15 protein-coding genes are annotated in these 16,733 nt (G+C 35.3%); 13 read left to right on the top strand and 2 right to left on the bottom strand.

Going from position 1 to position 16,733, the window contains the following annotated elements:
* Positions 1-251 precede the first annotated feature (251 nt).
* Positions 252-1,412 (bottom strand): IS4 family transposase, encoded by a 1,161-nt coding sequence (locus ACY0M5_RS15285; RefSeq protein WP_461629731.1) that lies wholly within the window; start codon positions 1,410-1,412, stop codon positions 252-254.
* 157 nt (positions 1,413-1,569) lie between these two features.
* Between ACY0M5_RS15285 and ACY0M5_RS15280 the strand changes: the two genes are divergently transcribed.
* The 12 genes from ACY0M5_RS15280 to ACY0M5_RS15225 all read left to right on the top strand — a co-directional run bounded on the left by ACY0M5_RS15280 (position 1,570) and on the right by ACY0M5_RS15225 (position 14,664).
* Entirely contained in the window at positions 1,570-2,322 is a 753-nt protein-coding gene (locus ACY0M5_RS15280) for an SIR2 family NAD-dependent protein deacylase (protein ID WP_461629730.1), read from the top strand.
* Positions 2,323-2,516: 194 nt separating this feature from the next.
* Positions 2,517-2,951 carry a hypothetical protein gene (locus ACY0M5_RS15275; RefSeq protein ID WP_461629729.1) on the top strand — a complete coding sequence of 145 codons (435 nt, stop codon included), beginning with the start codon at positions 2,517-2,519 and terminating at the stop codon, positions 2,949-2,951.
* 13 nt (positions 2,952-2,964) lie between these two features.
* Complete coding sequence (locus tag ACY0M5_RS15270) at positions 2,965-4,014, top strand: hypothetical protein (protein WP_461629728.1); 1,050 nt, start codon at positions 2,965-2,967, stop codon at positions 4,012-4,014.
* A gap of 5 nt (positions 4,015-4,019) precedes the next feature.
* Positions 4,020-4,937, top strand: coding sequence for an SH3 domain-containing protein (locus tag ACY0M5_RS15265; protein ID WP_461629727.1), 918 nt, complete (start codon positions 4,020-4,022; stop codon positions 4,935-4,937).
* A 513-nt stretch (positions 4,938-5,450) separates the two neighbouring features.
* Complete coding sequence (fabG, locus tag ACY0M5_RS15260) at positions 5,451-6,197, top strand: 3-oxoacyl-[acyl-carrier-protein] reductase (protein WP_101307946.1); 747 nt, start codon at positions 5,451-5,453, stop codon at positions 6,195-6,197.
* Positions 6,198-7,070: 873 nt separating this feature from the next.
* Positions 7,071-8,510, top strand: coding sequence for a hypothetical protein (locus tag ACY0M5_RS15255; protein WP_461629726.1), 1,440 nt, complete (start codon positions 7,071-7,073; stop codon positions 8,508-8,510).
* Between the two features lie 331 nt (positions 8,511-8,841).
* Positions 8,842-9,879 (top strand): sensor histidine kinase, encoded by a 1,038-nt coding sequence (locus ACY0M5_RS15250; protein WP_156195941.1) that lies wholly within the window; start codon positions 8,842-8,844, stop codon positions 9,877-9,879.
* A gap of 34 nt (positions 9,880-9,913) precedes the next feature.
* Positions 9,914-10,954 (top strand): histidine kinase, encoded by a 1,041-nt coding sequence (locus tag ACY0M5_RS15245; protein ID WP_320019268.1) that lies wholly within the window; start codon positions 9,914-9,916, stop codon positions 10,952-10,954.
* Between the two features lie 31 nt (positions 10,955-10,985).
* Positions 10,986-11,762: a LytR/AlgR family response regulator transcription factor gene (locus tag ACY0M5_RS15240; RefSeq protein ID WP_101307942.1), complete on the top strand. Its 777-nt coding sequence runs from the start codon at positions 10,986-10,988 to the stop codon at positions 11,760-11,762.
* 227 nt (positions 11,763-11,989) lie between these two features.
* On the top strand, positions 11,990-12,478 hold the full coding sequence (locus tag ACY0M5_RS15235; protein WP_461629725.1) for a superoxide dismutase [Ni]: 489 nt from the start codon (positions 11,990-11,992) through the stop codon (positions 12,476-12,478).
* Positions 12,479-12,607: 129 nt separating this feature from the next.
* Positions 12,608-13,276 (top strand): Crp/Fnr family transcriptional regulator, encoded by a 669-nt coding sequence (locus ACY0M5_RS15230; RefSeq protein WP_461629724.1) that lies wholly within the window; start codon positions 12,608-12,610, stop codon positions 13,274-13,276.
* A 98-nt stretch (positions 13,277-13,374) separates the two neighbouring features.
* Positions 13,375-14,664: a spondin domain-containing protein gene (locus tag ACY0M5_RS15225; RefSeq protein ID WP_461629723.1), complete on the top strand. Its 1,290-nt coding sequence runs from the start codon at positions 13,375-13,377 to the stop codon at positions 14,662-14,664.
* Positions 14,665-14,709: 45 nt separating this feature from the next.
* Here ACY0M5_RS15225 and ACY0M5_RS15220 read toward each other — a convergent pair whose 3' ends face one another.
* Positions 14,710-15,948, bottom strand: coding sequence for a hypothetical protein (locus ACY0M5_RS15220; RefSeq protein WP_461629722.1), 1,239 nt, complete (start codon positions 15,946-15,948; stop codon positions 14,710-14,712).
* Between the two features lie 77 nt (positions 15,949-16,025).
* Here ACY0M5_RS15220 and sfsA point away from each other — a divergent pair, with 77 nt between their 5' ends.
* A complete protein-coding gene (sfsA, locus tag ACY0M5_RS15215; RefSeq protein WP_461629721.1) occupies positions 16,026-16,721 on the top strand; it encodes a DNA/RNA nuclease SfsA in 696 nt (231 codons plus the stop codon).
* Positions 16,722-16,733: the final 12 nt, after the last annotated feature.

Here is a 16,733-nt window from a genome sequence, read left to right as displayed (position 1 = left end):
AAGCAAACTCCTCATCTTTTGGTACTACAATGTTATGAAGCTAACATTACAGGAATGTTACAGGAATGTTAAATAAACGTTACATCTTTTAAGTTTCTGAATAAGAGGGCATAATCTCTTGTTTTTTCGAGAAGAAATTAAAAATGAATCATTTTTGGGAGTGATTTTATCCTGTATGGAGATTGAATAATTTGCAGCATCAACTTTAAAACTCAATTCACTAGTGTCCCATTAAAATCGGGACGTTATTATTAATTAAACAAATTTGGCTCATTAAACCTAAAACGTTCTTTGTCATTTTGAAATTTAGTTCTCTCAAATAAGTCACGAAGGTGAGTTTTATCTGTTAAAGAAATACTCAGAATCTGCAAAACCTCATATGTACTTCTGTCAAGTTGCATGTCTTTTTGGACGATCGCCACCAAACAGTAAGTGCACATGGCAACGTAGATCTGAATCCGAACAGCATTTTCAGTAGTTCCCCAGAATTTCTTGATTTTCAGATGTTGCTTTAGCCATTTGAAGAAAAGCTCGACTTGCCAGCGGTTCTTGTAAAGTTCAGCAACTTGAAGTGCAGAAATGTGCATTGTATTGGTTAAGAATACAAGCTCACGCTTTTGTTCTTCATCCCAATATCTGACCAATCTAAGATGTTCTGGATAGTATTGCTTGGGATAAAATCCAGTCAATTCAATCGTTACATCTGAAAGCACATTCTTTGGCAATCTTCGTTTCCATTTGATTATCTTATATTGAAGGTTCTTCTTTGCTCTGACAACGAAGAAAGCTCCTATCTGATGAATCTTATACAACATTTTGAAGTGATTATATGCACGGTCAAATATGTAATATGAGCCTGATTCATAAGGAATTTTTTTCATTGCAGTAGAATCGTGCACAGAAGCTTCTGTAATGTGAAAGAAAGCGGGAATCTGTGTCTCTACATCATATAATGTATGCACTTTGATTCCACCTTTTTTCTTGCGAAACTTCGCCCACCAGAATACGGAAAGGCACAAGTCAATTGTCGTTGAATCAAATGCGTAGATATTGCCTTCAAGTTTGAAGATGTCAGAAACTCGTTTTAGTCTGGCTTCATTTACCAGATTGTAAGCATACTCTTCAAAAATGTGATAATCTCTGTCTTGATTGGCTCTGGCCAGAGATGATTTTGAGATATTCTTGCCCATACCCAAATGATAAGATTTGGAATGGTGAGCATCAAGAGCGACAATCAAATCTCTCAGACTTTCACGATTTGATAATTGCCCGAACATCAGAGCAAGCAATTGGTTCCAACAAGTGAAATGTTTCACGTATTTGTCACCTTCATACTTGCGAACGATGTAGTTGAACTTATTCCTATCAAGGAATGATGCTAACTGAGCGAAAACGTATTTATCCTTATGCATTTGCTAATCTCTTTAAGAATAGCAAAAGTGTAAATTGAAATCCGTTTAATCGAAAAAAGCCTGTAACAAACTAAATTTCAAATATTTCAAAGAACATTGTAAGACTTTAATGGGACAGTATTGAACTCAATTATTGAACTATTAATTCACATTTTAAATGAAAAATAAATTAAATGTAAAAGTTGATGTGCAGTTGGCTGCAGAATTGATCCGGAATTCGGGATCGATGATTGCATTTACCGGAGCCGGTGTTTCTGTAGAGAGTGGAATTCCTCCTTTTCGGGGCCCGGAAGGCCTATGGAGCCGATACGATCCGCAATGTCTGGATTTGGATTTCTTTCATTCTCACCCCAAGGAATCATGGACAGCCATTAAATCGATATTTTATGATTTTTTTGGAAAGGCAAAATTTAACGAGGCTCATCGGGTGTTGGCCGATTTTGAGGCAAAAGGACTGCTAAAGGCACTTGTAACGCAGAATATCGATAATTTACATCAGATGGCAGGATCTAAAAATGTTTTGGAATTTCATGGGAACTCTCAGAAATTGATTTGTCCGCATTGCAGGAAAATCTATTTGCCCGAAGAAGTTGACTTGAATGTTTTGCCACCCAGATGCGTGGCAGACAAGCAAATATTGAAGCCCGATTTTGTGTTTTTTGGTGAAGGCATTCCCGAAGCAGCTTACCGCAGATCACTTTTGGCAGCACAAAACGCCGATGTGGTTTTAATTATAGGAACCACAGGAGAGGTTATGCCTGCTGCTATGATTCCTGCCGAGGCAAAGCAGGTTGGTGCAACAATTATCGAAATCAATACAGAGTCATCTAATTATACAAACCGGATTACAGATATTTTTTTAGAAGGGAAGGCCAGTGAAATATTGTTGGAATTGGAGGGGTTGATCTAATTTTTGTAAGTTTCAGATGTAGTTAACTCACATGCTATCTGCGTAGTTTATTCGTGAGCTTCACTAGGATTAGCATTAAGGATAAACAGTAATTTTTTCATGTGATGTAGATTTTAATAAAAAAAATAAAATGATGAATGATTCGGTTAATTATCAATAGGTTTATTAGATTTGTTAAAAGAAAAAATATATCCATGAGATTTCAAGACTTTATAATACTAGATAAAAGTGTAGGAGAGAAGAGTATAATTCTACCGCCAACAAAAAATGATAGATTAAATAAAATATTGAATGCTACAGATAATTTGGTTATAACAAATTACAATCCTAAAAAACACCCTAATAATCATATTTTATCAATCCTGCATAAGCCAAAGGAGTCGAAAAGTAAGTTTGAAGTGAAAATTTATTATGAAACAGGTCGTTTTCCTACTTATTGTGCATTCTGGACTTATGTGATATGGAAAGATAGTAAAGTTAGAGATGATGAGGGGGAGTTGTCAGACCCTCAAATTGATAAGATAAACGAAATTTTAGATAATTTTGGAGGAGACTTTAGACTGAATATCAAGGGTTTTTTAAACCATTGTCAGTATGCAAAAATTGTAGAAATTCAAATGACTCTTTAGTTTAAAATAAGATATGGCTACTAAAAAAATAAAAGGACATGAGATAGAAACGCTGAAACCAGTTGTTACGCCTTGTGAAGATCTCTCGCAATTTTATCGTCAAACTGTTAACCTTATAGAATCATCTACACTTAATACAAGCGGGATGCACTGGATGGGTATTGAATCTGTTATATCTTCTCTTCCAAAGTGGCCTGTTTTCTTAGATTTATCGAAAGCGAATCGAGAAATCTTTTCAGAATTCCCGATAGATCTTGATTTGTTAAAGAAGGTTAGTACTGAAAATCTTAGTACTAAAGTTGATGTAAAGCATATAGCTGAGAATATGTCAGTTTATTGGTTGCCAATGTATTTAGATTCGGGTAAAACGGTTTCAGTTTTTATTGAAAAGAGAGATAATGAATTCATTTTCACCAATAATCTATATGTTGACCTAGAAATATCCCTTAATAAGCCTAATATAATGAGGGATTACGTTCTTAAATCTTCAAAATTTGTGACACAAAAGAGTGAGATTCTCTTGAAGAATGGTATCGCAGTTAATGAGCTACAGGTGCAAAGGGTTATTGTTGATACATATGAGGAATTATCTGATAAATTGTTTCATTATGCACATTTTATTAAAATATTTTATAATCATATATATAACTATATGATAATTCATAGTAAAGTGTCAGAGCAAAAGGATATACTTAAAAATTCAGTCAAGCAGTTTTTGAAAGATTATTGTAGATCCAATAAAAATGCTGTAAAAAAACTTGACAGTGATGGATTATTATCAAATACAAACTATTATAAAACAAAAAAAGGCACCATAATTTCCACTGCAAATAGTAAATTGAGGTTAGCAGAGATGTTTCTTGATTTCGAAACACTTGCGGATAGAGGTTTGTCGAAAGGAGGTATTGTATTAATGGATATTTCATCAAAAAACCATTTAACAGAGGATTATATATATAAGTTGAAATTAAAGTTTAAGAAATACAATATTGAACCTTTACCAGTAATAGATCGTGAAAATTTACAATCAAGTGCTTTTAAAAGATTGAGAGAAGTAATTTAAAAGAAATGGAAAAGAGTCATTTTTCTAATTTTGAAAGAAAGGTTATAAAATATATTTGTGATAATCCCATTCGGCTTAATGACAAGACATTAGATCGACTAATGATAAAGGTGTTTACTCGATTTTTTCCAGAAATTTCTATATCGGTAGAGTTGGATAGTCTTAAAATTAGATTTTTCTCCTTAAAAGATCAGTATGATAATCGTTTTAAAATATTGATTGATAGAAAAAATTCTATGAGTTTTCGAAAAAGACTATCGTGTTTATTTGATGGAAAGAATGAAACAGACAGAAGAAATCGTATAAAATCAAGAATACTTACAGTTATCTTTCTATTTGAAAAACTTTGTAGTGATCGTTATATTATTGAACTAAATTTAAGAGCAGGTACAGATAATTTAAAGGTTGTTGGAAGAAGATCAGTTAAGCAGGTAGAAGAGATACAAATCTCTGCAAAAGAATTTATTAGACTCTCAAAATGTGATTATCTAATTGATGAGAGGTTGAAAAATCTGGTTAAAGATAAGTTCCTTTCTATTGATAATAGAAATTTAAAAATTACTCAATTCGCTTTATATTTTACAATTGGATTGTCTCTTATTTCTATCATACCTGACAGCGAGGATTGCTATATAAATACTTCTAATGTCCGTGTAAGAACTATGCCAGTAAATACAACAACTAATTATAATGTTGTATCCTTCCTGAATTATGGAGAAAGCGTTGAGGTAATCCAAGATTCATCAAAATACTGTTTGGTTAAATATAGTCTTGGTAAAGAGAATAAATATGGTTGGGTAGATCAATCGTATATTTCTAGAATAGATCTTTTTGATAAGGTGTTTTCAAGTAAGAAGTTGATGTACTTCTCAATATTGGTGCTAGGTATGGGACTATTATATTTAAAAATTTTCCGAAGCTAAAGCTTGATTGGCGCAATTACATAAAATATTCACAAACCTGCTAAGTTTTGTATGATTGTACTCTCAGGTATAGTATACGCTTAATCTATATCTAGTGACGTTAAGAGCTTGTTTTAAATAGACTGTTTGCAAATAATGTACACGCAAAATATTTCCTATAGAATTATCGGTTCAAGGATTACTGCTTTAATCATTACAGAAATATTTCTGCTAAGAATAGCCAGTGAGATAAAGCTGGAATTAGAAGACTTGATTCAGCAGAATAGATAAGTTACCGCTTTGATTAGTTGGGTTTTGTTATCGGAAAATTAAATTGTAAAATCTACAGTAAATCCCGAAAGGCCGTTTCAAAATCCCAATTCATAAAGTAAAATAGAGGAAAATATTTTATATTTGTTTTCGATTTTCGAATACAAGTGTGATTAATCACAATTTAAGTTGTTGGAAATCTTAGTTTTAAAAACCGGATAACCCGGGTGTTGTATTGAAAGTAAAAAATCAAAATAGAATTTCATGAAGTTATTAGAAGGAAAAACAGCTATTATTACCGGTGCATCCCGTGGTATTGGTAAAGCAGTTGCAATCGAATTTGCAAAGCAAGGTGCTAATGTTGCTTTTACTGATTTGTTCTACAATGAGCAGGCAATCGAAACTGAAAAAGAAATTGCTTCTTACGGCGTAAAAGCCAAAGGATATGCATCGGATGCAAGTAATTTTGCTGATACTGACAGAGTAGTTAATGAAATTGTAGCAGAGTTTGGTGCAATTGATATCTTGGTTAACAACGCTGGTATCACTAAAGATACTTTGTTAATGCGTATGACCGAAGAGCAGTGGGATATGGTAATCAACGTGAACTTGAAATCTGTATTCAACTTTACCAAAGCAGCTCAAAAAACAATGTTGAAGCAACGCAGCGGGTCTATCATCAACATGAGTTCTGTTGTAGGTGTTAGCGGAAATGCCGGTCAGGCTAACTATTCAGCTTCTAAAGCAGGAATTATTGGTTTTACAAAATCAGTAGCTAAAGAATTGGGTTCCCGTGGAATTCGTTCCAATGCAATTGCTCCGGGTTTTATTATCACAGAAATGACAGGAAAACTTCCTGAAGATGTTGTGAAAGAATGGGCTGGTAAAATTCCTTTGAAAAGAGGCGGTACTCCTGAAGAAATTGCAAAAACATGTGTTTATTTAGGTTCCGATCTTTCTTCATACGTAACCGGACAAACCATTCACGTTTGTGGTGGTATGAACATGTAAGAAATTACAAAATCATATTTCAAAGCCATCCTTCGGGGTGGCTTTTTTGTTTTCTATCCCTGTAAAGGAGGGACAAAAGTAAAATCTGGCTTGTGCCAGGTGCACTCCAAAATTTTTTTTGATAGTCTGGCTTGCGCCGGATGCTCACCAAACTGTTTTTTGATGGTCTGGCTTGTGCCAGGTGCTCACCAAACTATTTTTTGATGGTCTGGCTTGTGCCGGATGCTCACCAAACTGTTTTTCGATGGTCTGGCTTGTGCCAGGTGCACTCCAAAATTTTTTTTGATGGTCTGGCTTGCGCCGGATGCTCATCAAACTTTTTTTTGATAGTCTGGCTTGCGCCGGATACACTCCAAACTATTTTTTGATTGCGGAATGGAAATATTTTTGCTTAGCGCATCGCGAAAAGGAAGAGGATTATACCAATTTAATTTCAAAATGGACTTTAATTAAGAAACTGTTTAAAAATTTATCCTTTAGCTTTTTTATAAGCCAAAAACCTCATAATTGCGTTAAATTATCTTTAAATAGAACCACTATTCGCATCAAATTTGCCTTATTCTGAGTCTTTTTTCTTCGATAAAAATTTCTAAAAATAAATTTAAACAGCTTCTAAAATGAATTAATTTTTAGCTGTACCGAGGCAAAAAAGTAAAGTACAGCCATGTTGCGATGCATCTTTTTTAACGAAGATATAGCTGAAAAGAAAACATTTTATAAGGCATGTTTTGATGTTAATTTGGTAGTAAATACAATTCACTACATTCATTTTACAGTTGAGTTCATTTTATTTTTCATTCCAATAACTATTTCGGAATATTGTATCGTAGAAAAATTACAAAAGACATACAAACAACAACTAATACTTACGATATGAGAAAGTACATTCAGTTTTTACTGGTAATGGCAGTCATAATAATGCTTCCGGCTTACAATGTTTTGGCAGTTAAGCCCGATAAAGAAATAACGATTAGCTGGAATTCGAACTGGAATCGTGAAAATCTCAAGATTTCAAGCAACGGAGATATCGAATTTAATGATTCTTATACAGATATTATTTCGATATCGGATGGCGGATATCTGAAAATCAGCATGGTGAGTTTCGGAATGAAACGAAAGCTATACGTAAGTTCGGACAACGGACGTGTTGCTTACCGATACTTTGAAGGAAATAAGGAGGTGAATTTTGAACCCAAAGGCCGGGAATGGATGAAAAAGGTATTGCCTGATGTAATTCGTAATTCGGGATTGGATTTGGAGAACCGTGTTAATAAGATTTATCAGAAGAAAGGCATCACCGGCTTTTTATCGGAACTTGAGAAAACCGACAGTGACTATTTTAGTTCAAGAATGGTTGAATATCTTTTGAAGAATAATAAATTGAACAAGTCGGAACTGCAAAATTTGCTGAGGGAGTTTCCTTACCGGATTGATTCTGATTACGAGTTGTCTCAGATTTTTAAAAAGTACAATCCTGTATTTTTGCAAGACGCAGAAGTCTCGGCTGAATTTTTTCAAAGCCTGGCAGAATTATCCTCAAACTACGAATTATCGCAGGTGTTGTCATCTGTTTACAAACTGAATGATTTAACCAACGAAAATTTCACCTTTTTTATTGGTGCTTTTGATGACATTTCATCGGATTACGAAAAATCCAATTTAATGAAACTGGCCTTGCATGATGACAGGCTGACCAATGAACAATTAACTGTTTTGCTAAAGGAAGCGGAAGACCTTTCATCGGACTACGAAAAATCCCAGATTATTAAGTCGTTGCTGAATGCAGACGGACTTTCAACAAAGAACCTGAATGAAATAATTGAACTAACTCACAGCTTATCTTCCGATTATGAAAGGACACAAATTATTGGTACAATGATCAAGAGAGGTTTGCTGAATATGTCTAATCTGGATGAATTTAATGAATTGATTGAAGAGATATCATCAGAATATTCCTATACGCAAATATTAAATGAGTTGATTGGTTATGAGGCCTTAGGCACCGAGCGTTTTAACTACTTGATAAAAGCATCCGATAATATTTCTTCTTCGTATGAACTAAGTAAGTTTTACAATTCGTTGTTAAATCAGGAGGAATTGTCAGTAGAACAGCAGTTGGAACTTATTTCAAAATCTGAGAATATTTCTTCCAATTACGAATTGGCTCAATTCCTGACCAGAGCAAGTCAAAAAATGGATTTGAGCAATGAGAGAGTTTATGATGCTCTTATTAATGCGACTCAGGAAATTAGTTCTGAATATGAATATGGAAAAGTTATGAAAGCGATTTATTCTCATCGGAAAGACAGATAAGCCGGTTGTTGTAACTTAATAGGATGATCAACAGTTTATGAATTGTTTTTGGCATGCAATTACACAATATAGAACGAAATTGAGGTTGTAAAAGTTTGATTTCTGACTGCTTGCCTTACCTTTAGCAGGTATTTATACCAATTTAATTTCAAAACAGACTTTAATTAAAATGAATTAATTTATAGCAGTATCGAGGCAAAAAAGTAAAGCACAGCCATGTTACGATGCATCTTTTTTAACGAAGATATAGCTGAAAAGAAACATTTTATAAGGCATGTTTTGATGTTAATTTGGTAGTAAACTAAATAGAATTAAAATCCCATACGTACCAATGAATAAATACTTACGTTTTTTTATCATCAGTCCTGTTCTTGGAATTTTGTGCTATATGCTGGCTTTTTATGGTCATGCAGGCGAATTGCCTGGTGCCGAATTTAAATTCAACGGCTATGTGCCCAGTGCTGTATTTGGTTTGTGGGCCGGCTTTTCGGCATTGGGAATCGGGCAGTATTTAAACAGGAACTTTAACTGGCGTCAAAAACATGCGCTTCGTTTTCTAATTCAATGTGTTTTGCTGTATGTGGTAGGTTTGGTACTGGTGGCAATTTATTCCGAAATGTTTTTAATATCGCTGCGCACCGAACTAACTTATACACAGTTTTGGTTGATGTATAAAGATGAATTCTTTAAATCGGTCATCATTCTTTTTATTCTCGTATTTGTTTATTCCCTTTTGGATTTTGTGGTGTATTCTTACAATCAGATGAAGGAAGAGGAGATTCGCTCGGCAGAGATGATCAACAATCAGCTTAATCTGCAGTTTGAAGCACTAAAATCTCAATTGGATCCTCACTTTTTGTTCAATTCCCTGAATACAATTTCTTCGCTGCTTTATAAGAATACCGAAAAGGCGGAACGCTTTATCCGTATGTTTGCCGAAAGCTATCGCTTTATATTTAAGCAGAACGATCAGGCATTAATTCCTTTGCAAAAAGAGTTGGATTTTGTGCAGGCCTACAATTATTTGCTGGAGGTCCGGTTTCAGGAAGCATACGAATTAAAGATCAACTTACCTGATGCTGTTTTAAAAAGCTATGTTCCCCCTTTAAGCGTGCAGATGCTGGTTGAGAATGCAATTAAACACAATCTGATATCGCAAACAACACCTCTGGCCGTGGAAATTGATTCGGAGAAGAATTATTTGTGCGTTCGAAACAATATCAATCCGTTGCGGGAGCAACCGGAATCATTTCAAATTGGCATCGAAAATATTCGAAAGAGATACTCTTATTTTACCGATGAGACGATTCTTCTGGATAAAAATGAACATTTTAAAGTCAGTTTACCACTGATTTCTCAATTGAAATAATTGAGATGCAAAACCAAAAGAACAGCTGTTAACTATGAAGACTAATTATTTAAACCATCTGCTTTACAGGATATTTGCACCACCCTTGGTTGCTGTATTCGTTTACCTGCTGATATTACTAATATTCGACCGACTCTCTGAAATTGGAAACAATTTTAGTCCGGAAGAAGTCCTCTTTTTGGGAATTGTGACTTTTGCCTTATTCGAAGTATATCGCTTTTGGATTCATCAAACAGAGAAAATCGGCTATTTAAAAGAACGGGTTTTGCTGAAATCCTTTTTCCTGTTTATGGGAAGTTTTATCATCACAATCATTCTTATTTTCGCTTTCTTTTCTCTCTACTTCATTTATTTTCTGGGATTAAGTGAGTTTAGGGCCGAATTGACCTCTTTCCTTATTGTATTTACTTTAGTTGGTATTTTGTATCATCTTTTTTATCTGAGTATCCGGTTTTTAGATCAGCAAAAGGTGCTTCTGCTGGAGAAAGAGGAAATGAATCGGAAAAATATTGAATTTGAACTGCAGGTGTTTAAAAATAAGATTAATCCCGATTTCTTATATCAGTCACTTGAAAGTGTAATTAGTCTGATTCGGAAAAAAGAAGTTGATCAGGCAGAAAAATTCATCGATCATCTGGCTTTATTTTACCGGCGGATATTAGGGAACAGATACTCTGAAATTATCTCGCTTGAAGAGGAAATTCAAAAGGTTGATCAGTACATACTCATCAGAAATAACAAATACAACAACAACTTTATTGTCAATTGGAAGATTGAATCATCTCTAAAAGAAATTCATATTGTTCCCAATACTGTTTTGCAGGTATTGCAAATGATAGAATATTACCAAATGGTTGATTTAAATACCAAATTGGTTGTTGATGTGAGCGAAAATGATGATTATATTGTATTTTATTTTTTGTCTTCGGAGCGGTTAACTCCGGTTCCCAAATTGAATATGCAGATGAAGACTCTAAAAAAAGCCATTGGGTTTTATTCAAATAAGGAGCTTGTTTGGGATAAAAAGAGTGAATTCACCCAAATTTACATTCCGAAAATTAATTTAGAAGATTAGCAAATTACTAAACCACATATCCCTGTTAACCATGAATGTAGTTATTATAGAAGATGAAGTATTGGCCGCCGATAAGTTGGAACGTTTGCTGCACAAATACGATCCCAAAATTAAGGTGATTGATCGGTTCGATTCAGTTACTGATTCCTCTATCTGGTTGGGAAACCCATCAAACAAAGCTGATTTGATTTTTTTGGATATCCATTTGGTTGATGGATTGAGCTTCGAAATATTTAATAGAGTACAGGTGCAAACACCTATTATTTTTACTACTGCATACAACGAATATGCTTTGAATGCATTTAAATTAAACAGCATCGATTATCTGTTAAAACCGGTTACGTTTGATAATCTGTATACCAGTTTGAAAAAATTAGAGCACCTTAAGGAATCATTGACAGGAGCCGGGAATATGAGGAATTTTGAGGAGTTAAGCAATGCTCTGGCTACTATTCAAAAAAATTACAAAACACGTTTCATGGTGAAAATCGGCGAAAAACTAAGATCCTTTAAGGCAGAGGATATTTCTGTTTTTTATGCCGATGGCAGAGACGTGTTTATTCTGTTGAAAGAAGGCAACCGCTACATTATCGATTACAAAATGGAAGAGCTTCAGGATTTGTTGAATCCGGAGCAGTTTTATCGGATCAGCCGCTCCTTTATCGTTAACATCAATTCAATAAACGGTGTTTCGGTTCACTCCAATTCACGACTGAAAGTAGATTTATCGCAGGAATTTGACAGGGAATTGATTGTAAGCAGAGAAAAGGTTGGCAGCTTTAAAGATTGGTTTAACGGTGCCGGATAGTTGGCTTGTGATTTGAAACAAAGCTCGATATAGCCTTCTGTTTTAAATGAACAGCAAAACTAAAATGCTGACATCGATATTCTGTACGATGGATTGTAAAATTGCAGGACAGTGAACACGAATTAGTTTTTTGTTTGGAAATTAAAAGCCGGAAATTTTTGTATTATGAATGTTTAGACTAATTTTAAATAAGAAGTTTGAATATTCACTAAAAAATAATGATTTCCATGAAAACTTTACAATCAAAAATTGGAGCAGGCCTTCTAATCTTGTTTATGCTCTTGCTTGGGGCTTCATCAAAAACGTATGCTCATTGCGAGATTCCCTGCGGAATTTATGCCGATTCTCTTCGGATCATCATGTTGTCGGAAGATATTGAAACCATTGAGAAAAGCATGAAAAAGATTACCGAATTATCATCTGCAGAGAAAGTAGACTACAATCAACTGGTTCGATGGATCACCAATAAAGAAGATCATGCCAATAAAATACAGGATATTGCTACCCAGTACTTTATGTTTCAAAGGGTAAAAGTTTCAGATGATCCTAAAATAATGGCTAAAAATGCAGAACTTCTGGCTGTTCTTCACGAAATTTGTGTTTATGCGATGAAGTCTAAACAAACTACAGATCTAACATATGTTGAGAAGTTGAAGCAGGCAGTTCAAGAGCTTTCTCATTTGTATTTTGGAGAGGAAGAGCATCATCATCATTAAAAATATATGGTGTTTCACAAATCCCTTTCTTGCACAGGAAGGGATTTTTTCAATATATACAGATTGCAAAAGGGACGTGTTTATTTAAAATAGAATGAATTAAATTCAGATTCTAAAATTAGTATTACAATGAGTGATTCAATTTGGTGTTTCGAGAATATTAACCTTTATCAGGTTCTTTGTCCGCATAAGTTAAAGGAGTTTGGAAAAGATCATTTTGAAGGATTTAAGAAAGGAGATTTTATCTATTTTCCCGAAGATGCTTCTCAATCAATTTTTATGGTGAGTAAAGGAAAGGTGAAAATTGTTTCTTATAACGAAGACGGTGAGGAAGTTGTGAAGGCAATTCTCGGGAAAGGAGAAATATTTGGAGAAAAAGCTCTGCTGGGAGAAGAAAAACGAAGTGATTATGCACTGGCCTGCAGTGAACCCACCGAACTGTGCCCAATGAGATTGTCGGATATGTATCAACTAATGCGTACAAATGAAAAGTTTGGCTTTTCAATTTACAAACTGATAGGTGTACGGATAAAAAAAATGGAACGGCGTTTGGAAGCTCTCCTTTTTAAGGATGTTAGAACCAGATTATGCGAGTTTATTAAGGAGATGGCCGATGAAAATGGAACTATTGAGGGCGCAGAGCTGGTTGTGAGTCATTTTTTTACACAAAAAGATTTTGCAGATTTAATTGGAACAAGCAGAGAAACCGTTACACGCTTATTTAATGAATTGAAGGAAGAAGGAATTATTGATTATTCCAGAAAGGAAATAAAAATTTTAGCGAAAGAAAAATTATAAAGATTTCATCTTTTTTCGCAAATGTGATATGGCTTACATTTTATGATTGTTGACGATGCTAATTTTGGTATAGAGTAATAATCAAAAAATGTAAAAAGATGAAAAAGATACTAAGTTTAGCCGCAGCAGGCGCATTGTTATTCTCAGCCTGCAATTCAGACGATGATGTTGTAATGAATCCAATTCAAAAAGGAGTTTTCACAGTTCGGGTGGAAAATATTCAAACAGGTAAAGATTTTTTTAGATCGGGTATATCTGATGCTGTTGGGCCTGGTGGATCATTAAGTTTTAGCTTTAATGCAGGAAAGGGTTCCCGCCTTTCTTTCGCTGCAATGTTGGCTCAATCCAATGATTTGTTTTATGGTTTTGCTGATACAGGATTAGCTTTGTACGATGCAAATGGAGATCCTGTAACAGGCGACGTAACTTCTGAAATTATGCTTTGGGATGCAGGAACAGAGGTAAATCAAGAACCAGGCGCAGGAGCCGATCAGGCTCCCAGACAAGCAGGTGCAAATACTGGAATGGATGAAAACGGAACTGTTAGATTGGTTGCCGATGTAATGGATGGATACACCTATCCGGCAAATTCTGAAGTAATTCAGATGAGTTTGGCTCACGATGGTGGTTCTGAATTTACAGTTACCATTAATAATGTATCCGACATGTATGCCTTCCAGTCTCCAATAGCGCCAGGAGTTTGGGTAGTTCATAATTCAGGAATGCCTGTTTTCACAGCTAATCAGGTTGCCGCAAATGGTTTGGAAGGATTGGCAGAGGATGGAGAGAATGCCGGTACAGGTATGTTTTTAGCTGATAACAGTGGATATGTTTCCCCTTTTGCTCCCGGTGTATTTTCGGTAAGCACAGCTGGTTACCCATTGTTCACAGATGGTGAAGTTCAAGCGGGTAATGGTTTGGAAAAATTGGCTGAAGACGGCGACCCCGAAGATTTAGATACCTATTTGAACGGTTTGTCTTCTGTTGTTGCTCACGGTGTTTTTTCGGAACCTGTGGGACAAAGTGGCGGAGCGCCGATATTTCCGGGAGATGCTTTCGAATTTACTTTTGAAGCAACCGAAGGCGATTATTTAAATCTGGCAACGATGTTGGGACAATCAAATGATATATTTGCAGCTTTTGATGATATGGGAATTGCTTTATTCAATAATGGAATTCCGGTTACCGGAGATGTAACATTGATGTTAAAATTATGGGATGCCGGAACCGAGGTGAATGAATACCCGGGTGCAGGTAATAATCAGGCACCAAGACAAGCGGAACCGAATACCGGAGATACTGAAGAGGTTAAGGTAATGCAGGTGAATGACGGATTTACGTATCCTGCAGTAAATGATTTGCTTAAGGTGACAATTAGTGCCAACTAGAATTTGAATTACTGGGGTTTTCACATGGAGCGAGAATCCCTTTTTTTATTCCTTTTCGAGTAAGATATAGGCACCAAAAGTTTTATTTTGAAATGGACTTACCAATGGCAGATATCCATTTACCCATTTTCCATCCTGAATTTCAAGTGGATGTTTCTTCATCATTTTCAAATGGAATTGGTCGAAACTTGCTTTGAATTGATTAAAGATTTTAAAATTACCTTTCGAGCCTGAACGAATATTTTTGTTTAGAAAAAGAGCCAAAGTACTCATGTTGTACCGAAGATTAATCTCCAGGCAAGGATGAATTCTCAGCTTTTCTTCACGATCTAAAACCAACATACAATCAACTCCAAAATAACCCGTATAGTTGGGTGCAATATCCGAATCAGCAAGCGTTTCCGACATGCAGGTCTCCAATTCATGAATGTATTTTCCGGTCAATAATTTTTCCATTTTGCTTGGAATACCCCCCAGATAGTTGCTCAGGTATTGTCCTTTCGAATCAGTTTCAAAAAATCCCAAACCCAAATAATTCACTTCACCCTTCCCATCGCAATAGTATTGAATCGAGAAATCGAATAATTTATTAAAAAAAGGTTCAACCATTACATAGGATTGTGAGGCAAGTATCCCATTAATCGATTGAATAATGGATTCATTTAAGCTGGCGTACCGAAGAATCTGTATGCCTCTTCCTGCAGAACTTAATGGTGCTTTAATTACAATTTGTTTCCATTTGCTCATTAGGTTTTCTACCTCTAAAACACTGGTGCAGACTTGTGCTGTCTGATCGGGATCAATAAACAGTGAGTTTTTTCTGCGGTTAATAGCATCAGTTCCAATTTCAAGAGCTTTTTTACGACTGTACAAATCACGATGTTCTGCTTTCCAACAGGCATTTGGCTGATTTAAAAAATCAGGACTGCAAGACTTTTTAAATGGTTTAAAAATGTGATGAATTCTTGGACTCCAGCCCCACGGATGAAGACTGCCTTTTGGCATTTTAATAAAATCAGAGTCTGCTAATGCTGCGCTTATTGGTTTGAAATTAGGGATGGTTACACCTGCGTTTATCAGCAGATCAATAAATTGCGGGTCAGGCAATTGATGAACCAATACTGTATCCATTTTATCTGCAAAAAACATCGGCAATACATCCAGATCCTGCTCAAACTTTGTTAAGATTTTATTGGGCATAAAGCTAACCGTTCCGTTGGCAATGGCCATTTCGCAGGTAGGATTGTAAATAAATATTTTTGGAGAAATTTCAGTTGGCATCATTCAAATTCATATCTTTTTAATTTCACAAAAGTAGGTGAAATCTGCTTATCTTTGGTTTTCCAACATAAATTATAAATATGATTTTTCCCAATAAACTTGTGCATGGTCGATTAATAAAGCGATATAAAAGATTTTTAGCTGATGTTGAGTTGGACAATGGGGAGATTGTTGTTGCTCATACATCGAACTCGGGCAGTATGAAATCTTGTCTGGAAGAAGGAGCTGAGGTCTTCCTGACCTTTGCTGATGACCCCAAACGTAAAACCAAGTATACCTGGGAGATGATCCGGATTAACAAATCTTGGGTAGGAATTAATACAGCAGTTCCGAATTTATTGGTTTACGAAGCCGTCAAAAATCAAGAAATTGGTGCTTTGAGAGGATATTCGTTCGTAAAAAGAGAGGTGAAATTTGGCGATAGCCGCTTTGATGTTTTTGCATCGAATGAGGAGGAGGAGTGTTTTATCGAAGTGAAAAATGTGAGTATGAAAGTGGGAGAGTATGCACGTTTTCCCGATGCGGTGACAATTCGGGGTAAAAAGCACCTGAATACATTAATGCAGGTAAAGAAAGAAGGCAAAAGAGCTGTGATGGTTTATGTGATTCAACGAACCGACATCGATAAATTTGCTCCTGCATATGATATCGATCCTGATTATGCCGCAACATTAAAAGAAGCTTACGAAAATGGAGTGGAAGTTTATCCCATCCGGGCAATTGTAAGGCCGGAAAGAATAGAATTAGGAGAACTACTGCCTTTCGAATTGGAATAAAGGCGTAATTAC

The organism is Labilibaculum euxinicum (assembly GCF_963678175.1).
GTDB lineage: Bacteria > Bacteroidota > Bacteroidia > Bacteroidales > Marinifilaceae > Labilibaculum > Labilibaculum euxinus.
The sequence above is the reverse complement of the archived record's forward strand: the minus strand, read 5'-3'. Positions and strand labels throughout refer to the sequence as shown.

Coding starts and splice junctions, on each gene's coding strand:
- ACY0M5_RS15240 (WP_101307942.1), top strand. CDS start 10,986: ATGAATGTAGTTATTATAGAAGATGAAGTATTGGCCGCCGATAAGTTG.
- ACY0M5_RS15255 (WP_461629726.1), top strand. CDS start 7,071: ATGAGAAAGTACATTCAGTTTTTACTGGTAATGGCAGTCATAATAATG.
- ACY0M5_RS15265 (WP_461629727.1), top strand. CDS start 4,020: ATGGAAAAGAGTCATTTTTCTAATTTTGAAAGAAAGGTTATAAAATAT.
- ACY0M5_RS15220 (WP_461629722.1), bottom strand. CDS start 15,948: ATGATGCCAACTGAAATTTCTCCAAAAATATTTATTTACAATCCTACC.
- ACY0M5_RS15230 (WP_461629724.1), top strand. CDS start 12,608: ATGAGTGATTCAATTTGGTGTTTCGAGAATATTAACCTTTATCAGGTT.
- fabG (WP_101307946.1), top strand. CDS start 5,451: ATGAAGTTATTAGAAGGAAAAACAGCTATTATTACCGGTGCATCCCGT.
- ACY0M5_RS15245 (WP_320019268.1), top strand. CDS start 9,914: ATGAAGACTAATTATTTAAACCATCTGCTTTACAGGATATTTGCACCA.
- ACY0M5_RS15285 (WP_461629731.1), bottom strand. CDS start 1,412: ATGCATAAGGATAAATACGTTTTCGCTCAGTTAGCATCATTCCTTGAT.
- ACY0M5_RS15270 (WP_461629728.1), top strand. CDS start 2,965: ATGGCTACTAAAAAAATAAAAGGACATGAGATAGAAACGCTGAAACCA.
- ACY0M5_RS15225 (WP_461629723.1), top strand. CDS start 13,375: ATGAAAAAGATACTAAGTTTAGCCGCAGCAGGCGCATTGTTATTCTCA.
- ACY0M5_RS15280 (WP_461629730.1), top strand. CDS start 1,570: ATGAAAAATAAATTAAATGTAAAAGTTGATGTGCAGTTGGCTGCAGAA.
- ACY0M5_RS15250 (WP_156195941.1), top strand. CDS start 8,842: ATGAATAAATACTTACGTTTTTTTATCATCAGTCCTGTTCTTGGAATT.
- ACY0M5_RS15275 (WP_461629729.1), top strand. CDS start 2,517: ATGAGATTTCAAGACTTTATAATACTAGATAAAAGTGTAGGAGAGAAG.
- ACY0M5_RS15235 (WP_461629725.1), top strand. CDS start 11,990: ATGAAAACTTTACAATCAAAAATTGGAGCAGGCCTTCTAATCTTGTTT.
- sfsA (WP_461629721.1), top strand. CDS start 16,026: ATGATTTTTCCCAATAAACTTGTGCATGGTCGATTAATAAAGCGATAT.